Here is a 7,813-nt window from a genome sequence, read left to right on the forward strand (position 1 = left end):
GTACCTGCACTCTGGTAGGTTGATACAGCACTTCCACACCCGGTGAGGTCCAGGCAAGGGGCTTAAGCCCCTTGTTCACAAGGCTTGGCAGTACTTCATTAGAGAGGGAACGGCTGTAGCATCAGGAAATCACACATTAAACGGGGGCTAGCCGTCTCGGCTGTTGCTGAAAGTAGGATAGCCGTCTCGGCGGTCTCCGGGGCAGGCAGGATGCCTACCCCACAACATCCAGCCCAGGTCTCCGGGGCAGGCAGGATGCCTACCCCACAACATCCAGCCCATCTAAAATCTAAAATCCCAAAATCTAAAATCCCACCTAGCAGGATATCTACCCCACAACTGTTGTTCAATAGTTTTTTCTGAGGATAGGTATTCTCGGCCTGTCTCGTCTTGGGATAGGCTTTGGGTCTGTCCTGTTGATTTGTTTGCGTGCTGGTGCTATGCCCGATCCCATTATTGCTGCCAATGCCTGCCTGCTGGAACCCGGTACCCTATGGGAGAAGGTCAGACAACGCACGATCGCGGCCTTAGACTGTGGTGCCCTACAGCCCCTCGCGACGGATTCCGAAGTCATTGAAGCAGGGGGTATTGCTTTTGTGGTGCGCATCTTGGCCAACTTGGCCCGGAAGGAGCTAGCCCAGCAGCAACGCCAAATTCAGCCAGAAACAGACAAACCCGTTAATCCATTTCTGCCCTACGATCCCCATTTATTCGTGGCTGATCTCACCCCTAGCCATCTGTGTTTATTGAATAAATTTAATGTAGTGGATCACCATATCTTGATGGTTACCCGTGCGTTTGAAACGCAAACCAGTTGGCTAAATGCTAATGATTTCTTTGCCCTTTGGTTGTGTTTGCGGGAGATGTCAGGTTTAGCGTTTTACAACGGTGGGGCCGCAGCGGGAGCCAGTCAGCCACATAAGCATTTGCAACTCATTCCCTTAACCGAGGCGGAAATCCCCATTACGCCCGTACTGGCAACAGCCCAGTACCAGGAGGCGATCGGTCTCATCCCAAATTTTCCCTTTGTGCATGGGCTAGTGCGGTTAGCGTTGCCCTCCACGATCGCCCCGGAGCAGGCGGTCCAACGACTGTTAATAGCCTACGAAACTCTATTAAAAGCAGTCGGGCTGCATCCAGGAGAACTGCAACCGGGGGCCGAACAAACGGGGGCCTACAATCTGCTGTTAACGCGGGAATGGATGCTGTTGGTGCCGCGATCGCAGGGGAGTTACGCCACGATCGCCGTGAATGCCTTGGGGTTTGCGGGGGCATTATTGGTTAAAGATAAGGCCCAGTTAGAGCACTTGAAACAGGTGCAGATTTTTACGGTTTTGCAGCAGGTTGGCCTGCCTCGCCGGATTAGCTGACGCGAGGCTCCGCGCCTCAATGCGTCCTGCAAGGTATCCCGCAACCCACTGGCCCATCCTGAGAGGACGTTTTAAAAGGGGGATCGCAGTTAAAACCGCGACTACGAACCTCGACATTTGGCTGTCCTAAGGGTTGCTTGGCGTTTGTAGTAGCGACTTCAGTCGCCAAAACGACTGATTTCTGGACTTGTCAAACACCCTTTTACGGCGACGGTGGGCGGGGGGATTAAGAATTGTGGGGATTTTCCCATTCTGCCGGAGCAATTCGCTATGACAGGGAAAAGATCGACGCCGTTCACGGCGGGTCTTCAGCGGAGAATCGCGATCGCCTTGCGGGGATCGTGACACAATTACGGGTGAGGAAATCGGGGTTATGGGGTGGCAACGAGTCGGGCAACGGGTGTGGGCTAGGGTGCGGCGTGGCTGGCGACGGTTATCCCGGCGGGTAGGCGTATGGTTTGTTCTGGGATTAGTCCTGGTGCTGGGCATTCATGCCTGCCAGGTGGCCGAGATCCGACCGGAGCCAGAACCCGCGATGCTCGTCGAAGCCGTCCCCACGCCCGAACTGCCGGATTGGATTGAGCAGATCAGCCCCACCGATGAGGCCGACCCATTGGCCCAGATCCGCATTCGCTTTAAGCATCCCCTGATCGGTGTGGAAAGCTTGGAAAGCCCAGATGTTGAAAAGATCCTGAAACAGGTGCAGATCCAGCCGAAACTGCCGGGGCAATTCCGGTTGTTGACCCCGCGCATGATTGGCTTCCAGGGCGATCGCGCCCTCCCCGGTGCCACCCGTATGCGGGTGACGCTGAAGGCGGGGTTAGGGGATCTGGAAGGCAACCGTCTGGATCAGGACCTTGTTTGGACCTTCAATACCCCTCTGATTCAACTGACAAATTTGCCGGGGACTGATTGGGAAGGCAACCCTGATCCCACGCCAATTACCCTCGAACCGACCCTTAAACTCACCTCCAATGTTGAACTCAACCTGGCTTCGTTAGAGAAGCAGGCTAAACTCACATCGGAAGCGACAGAAACAACGATTAATCTCAAAGCTAGTCTGGAGGAAGCGACGGCTGAACCGGCTGACTTTACCGATCCGCAAACCGAATTTAATCCCGCTCGTCGCACCTGGCACTATACATTGACCCCGCGACGATCGCTGCAACAGGCCACGGATTACACCTTTGTGGTTGAGGCAGGACTGGAACCGGCCCAGGGCAATTTGGTCAGCGAAACGACGTACACCAGCCAGGTGAAAACCTACAGTCCCTTGGCATTGGAAAAACTGGAATTTTACGGCAAACCCGATGCGGGGGGCACCTACGGACGTTTTGAACAAGGGGCTGCCCAACTGCGGTTTAATAACGGTCTCGTTGCTGCGTCTGCCACCAAAGCTATCACGGTTTCCCCAGCCCCCAGGGAAGGGATTCCCCTCATCCGGGCCTATGATGGCGATAATTTGGTGGGCTTGAACCCCTATGCCCTGGAACCCGATACACGTTACACGATTACGATCGGGGCTGATCTAGAGGATCAGTATGGGCAAAAACTGGGTGAGACGAAAACCGTCAGCTACGAAACGGGCAATGTTGCGCCGGAGATCTGGGCACCCACGGGTTTAAATATTTTCCCGGCGGGTCAAGATCTGCAACTCAATGTGTCGAGTGTGAACCTGCCGCAACCGGAATTCCGGGCCAGTTTTAAGGTCATGGAACCGGCAGATTTGGTCTATTTCGACTCCGCCTATCCTAGGGGCGAAGGTACCGAATTGCTGTCCGCTGTGGGGAGTTGGTCCCGGCAAACTATTACTAATCAACCGAAGAATGAAACCGTAGACACCGCGATCGATCTCAAGCAACAATTGAGGGGCGATACCGGGATGTTGGCCTATGGCATTCAGGCCCGCACTAACCGTTATGTGGAAGAAGGGGTTGAAAAGTGGCGAGAACCGAATTTCTACGGCATGGTGCAATTGACTAATTTGGGGGTCTTTGCCCAGTGGTTTCCGGAAAGTGGGTTAGTGCGCGTCCATCACCTCAGCGATGGACAACCAGTGGCCAATGCCGATGTGGAAATTTACCGTTCCCGGCTGGCGGAAAAATCCCGTAGTCCGGTGAATGCCTGCGCCACGGGAAAAACCGATACAGCGGGAATGTTGGTTTTAAATGCAGCGGCGCTACGTCAATGTATGGCGGGAAATTCGACGTTCCAAAAACCGCCAGAGTTGGTCATCATTGCCCGTGAAGCCCAGGATTGGGCCTTTACCCGTACCTATGAATTTAGCGGCGGCTATGGCTATGGCATTGATGCTGATTGGGATGGCGAGGGACCGATTGCACGCGGCGTGATTTTCTCCGATCGCCAACTGTATCAACCCAATGAAACGGTCTGGTTAACGGGGGTTGCCTATTACCTGGATAAGGGCAATTTAGTCCAAAGTAAAAACACGGCCTATCAAATCACGCTTGAACGTCCGGATGGACAAAAACGCGAGTTAGGGCGGCAAACTACGAATCAATTTGGCACCTTTTCCCAGGAATTAAAACTGGAAGCCAATCAACCGCTGGGCGTTTATCGGGTGCTGGCGAAGGCGGATAAGGGGGTTGAACTGCGGGGAGAGTTTCGCGTCGCTGAATTTAAGCCGCCCAATTTCAAAGTCGATCTCACCCTGGACCGTGAGGCCAATAAGGCTAATCAAGTGCTAGCTGTTGCGGGCGATCGCATTAATGCCAATGCCCAAAGTAACTATCTCTTTGGTCCCCCCGTGGAAGGTGGCAGCGCCAGTTTCTATGTCACCCGGCGGCGATCGGACTTTCGACCGGAAGACTGGCAGGCGTTCTCGTTTGGTCGCCAATGGATTTGGCCGGAAGAGCAACCCACGATTACTGCCGAGGTGCTGCAACGCCAAATGGCTTTGGATGCGACGGGAAAAGCCAGTCAAACTGTCACCATTGGCCAGGATCTTCCCTTCGCGGTGGATTACCGCATTGATGTGGAAGTGAAGGATGTTTCTAATTTAAGTGTGGCGGCTTCCCAAACTGTGACCGCTCTCCCCAGCGATCGCCTGATTGGTCTGAAAGCTGATTTCCTGGGGGAAGCGGGTAAACCCTTAGACCTGGAATTCATTGTTACCAACCCAGCCGGTCAAGCGCTGGCGGGGGAAGCCGTGAAGCTGGAACTGCAACGGATGGCATACCGCAGTGTGACCCAGGTGATTGAGGGGGGCGAACGGGCACGCAATCAGGTGGAATATACAACCGTGGCCGATCAAACGGTGCGTTCGCGCAACGAGGCCACGACGGCCACCCTCACCCCGCCCGAAGCGGGACCCTATCGGATTCGGGCCACCTTCCCCAATCGCCGCGATGAGGCCAGTGCGACTGATGTCCAACTGTGGGTGACGGGTGAGGGCACCGTGCGCTGGTGGGGGCGGGATAACAATCGTCTGGATGTGCGCCTGGATAAGTCGGAGTACCAGGTGGGAGACACGGCGACGGCGTTAATCCAATCCCCCTATCCCGAAGGCGAAGTGTATTTTGCGGTCGTGCGCCACGATCGCCTTTATGAGCAGGTGATTCCCGTTAAAGGCGGGGCACCCCAAATCCAGTTTCAAATTACGCCAGAGATGCTGCCCAATGCGGCGGTGCAAGCGGTTCTGGTGCGGCAGGGTAAACCCCTCTCGCCAACAGAACCTGTCGAGGTAGAAAATCTGGCTCGAATTGGCTTTGCGCCCTTTAAGGTGGGCATTGCCCAAAAACGGCTCCAGGTGGCGATCGCGCCGACCCAGGAGACCCTCGCGCCCGGTGACCGCCAAACCGTGAATTTCCAATTGACGGATGCGGACGGCAACCCCACGGCGGGCCAAGTGACGGTGCTGGTGGTGAATGAGGCGGTATTGCAACTCAGCGGTTATCGGCCCCCGGATTTGGTGGAGACGGTCTATGCAGAGCAGCCGATCGCGACCCGGTTTAGCGACAACCGGCCCAACGTGATCCTGAACCAACTGGCCTCGCCCCTGGATAAGGGCTGGGGCTATGGCGGGGGCTTCCTCGCCGGGGCAGCGAATACACGGGTCCGGCGTGAGTTTCAACCTGCCGCCTACTACAACGGCTCGGTGCTGACCGACACCCAAGGCAAAGCCACGGTAACCTTCTCTTTGCCAGATGATCTCACCACCTGGCGGGTGATGGCGGTAGCCGCAACGACGGATGCCCGCTTTGGTCAGGGGGAGGCCACCTTCCAGACGACCCAACCCTTGGTGACGAACCCGATCCTGCCCCAGTTTGCCCGACCCGGCGATCGCATCGAAGCGGGACTCTCAGTCACCAACACCACAGGGCAGGCAGGAAATCTCCAGGTTACCGGGTCCCTCACTGGCCCGATCGCCTTTGCTGACGGTAAACCCGCGAGTCTCAATACGCGATCGCAAACGGGCACCCAAGCCTATCGCTTCCCGATCGTTGTGGAACAGGCGGGTGAGGCCACGGTGCAGTTTAACAGCCAGTTGAACACTGCCACGGATGCCTTTGAAGTGCCGTTACCGATCCGGACGCTGGAAGTCACGGAGCAGGTGGTGGAAACGGGAACGACGCGCGATCGCGCCCAGGTGGCGTTAAATATCGATCGTAAGGTCAACCCCGATGCGGGCGGTCTGGACATCAATCTGGCCAGTACGCTATTGCCCGAAATGACAGTCCCGGCCCAAACCCTGCTTGCTGAAGAACCCTGGCCGTTCCTGGAAAGTCTGGCCAGTCGGTTAGCGATCGTCACGAACCTGCAACAGTTGACCCAACGCTATCCCCAGTTGAGCGTCACCACCGATCAACCGCTAGACACAATCCAACGGGAGACCCTCGCCCAACTGCAACGGCTCCAGCGTCCCGATGGCGGCTTTGCGGCATGGCCCGGTGCTGAGCAATCCGATCCGTTTGTGACCCCCTATGTGGCGCAAGTGCTGGCCCAATTGCAACCCGCAACGGGGACCGGCCAAGCGGGGGCGATTCCCCTACCGACGGCGACCCCCATTCCAGCCAACCTGATCGATCCGCTTAAGACCTATTTGGGTAAGGTGCTAGCTGATCCGGGCCAGTATGGTTTCTGTGAGGAGGCGTTGTGTAAAGCACAGGTACGGCTGGAAATCCTCCGGGGACTAGCAGCCCTGGGCGATCGCCGCAGTGATTTCTTGGCCGATATCTACGGCCAACGTCATGAGTTGGATTTAGTGGCGCAGATCAAACTGGCTCGCTATTTGCAGGCATTCCCCGATTGGCAACCGGAGGCGCGATCGCTCACCACCCAAGTTCAGGAAAACCTAGCTGAATCCGGGCGATCGACGACGGTAAACTTACCCCGCACTTGGCGCTGGCTCAGTTCACCCACGGTCGCCCAAGCAGAAGCGTTGCACCTTGCCCTGGAACAGTCTGCGGATGCCACCACCCTAGACCGATTGCTCCAAGGGTTGCTCAACCAGCAACGTGAGGGGACCTGGGGCAATAGCTATGACACGGCCTCGGCCCTGTCGGCCTTGGTGGCCTATAGCCAGACCCAAGCGACACCACCCAATTTCACGGCCACGGCCAGGTTAGACCGTAAGACCTTACTAGAAGCAGCTTTCCAGGGCTATCGCCAACCCAATGCCAGTGTGAGTGTGCCAATGGCGGGCCTGCCCAAGGGGAAACACAATCTCCAATTGCAAAAAACGGGTGAGGGTACCTTGCACTATCTGGTGGCCTATCGCTATCGGCTAGAGGGCAATCCTCCCGGTCGCCTCAATGGCCTGCGGGTGTCGCGATCGCTCCATCCAGCGAATGACAAGAAGGTGTTGCAACAGTTTGGTCTATTTGCGCCGAACCAACCCCTAGCGCTCCCCCCTGGTCAGGTGTTTGATGTAGGGGTGGAGGTGATTACGGATCATCCGGTGGATCATGTGTTGATCACGGACCCGTTGCCAGCGGGGTTAGAGGCGATCGATGCCAGTTTCCAAACCTCAACGCCCTTTTTCCAAGCCCAAGCCGATAGTTGGCAGATTACCTATCAAACGATCCACCGCGATCGGGTGATGGCCTATGCCGATCATTTGGAACCGGGGGTTTATGCCTTGCATTATTTAGTGCGATCGGTCACTCCTGGCACATTTCTCTGGCCGGGAACCGAGGCCCATCTGAAGTATGCCCCAGAGGAATTTGGCCGCGCCGCTGCTGCCACTTTGAAGGTTGCGGAGGCATCCTGATGAGTCCGGAAAGCCCAAGAGCCTTGTGGGATGAGGTCATTTTAGCTATTCTGAGGATGCAAACAGCGTTCAGAGCAGAAGTGTTGAATCCAGATATAAAACTTTACACTTGAGGGTGCGAGAGTCATACAAGCGTTTCTGGAAGCAAATCGTAGCTCCAATGGACGAGCGAACAGCGACGGCTGAGTTCTAGTTGCAAATAGCGAAACTT

The 7,813-nt window shown here is 56.2% G+C and carries 2 protein-coding genes; both read left to right on the forward strand.

Features of this window, described 5'->3' with window-relative positions:
• Positions 1–440 precede the first annotated feature (440 nt).
• Positions 441–1,370 (forward strand): ATP adenylyltransferase family protein, encoded by a 930-nt coding sequence (locus ACWIUF_RS04440; protein ID WP_448571031.1) that lies wholly within the window; start codon positions 441–443, stop codon positions 1,368–1,370.
• 373 nt (positions 1,371–1,743) lie between these two features.
• The gene (locus ACWIUF_RS04445) at positions 1,744–7,602 is read left to right on the forward strand and encodes an alpha-2-macroglobulin family protein (protein WP_448571032.1); all 5,859 of its coding nucleotides are present in this window, start codon (positions 1,744–1,746) and stop codon (positions 7,600–7,602) included.
• The last annotated feature ends 211 nt before the right edge of the window (positions 7,603–7,813 follow it).

It is taken from the genome of Trichothermofontia sp., from assembly GCF_053493415.1.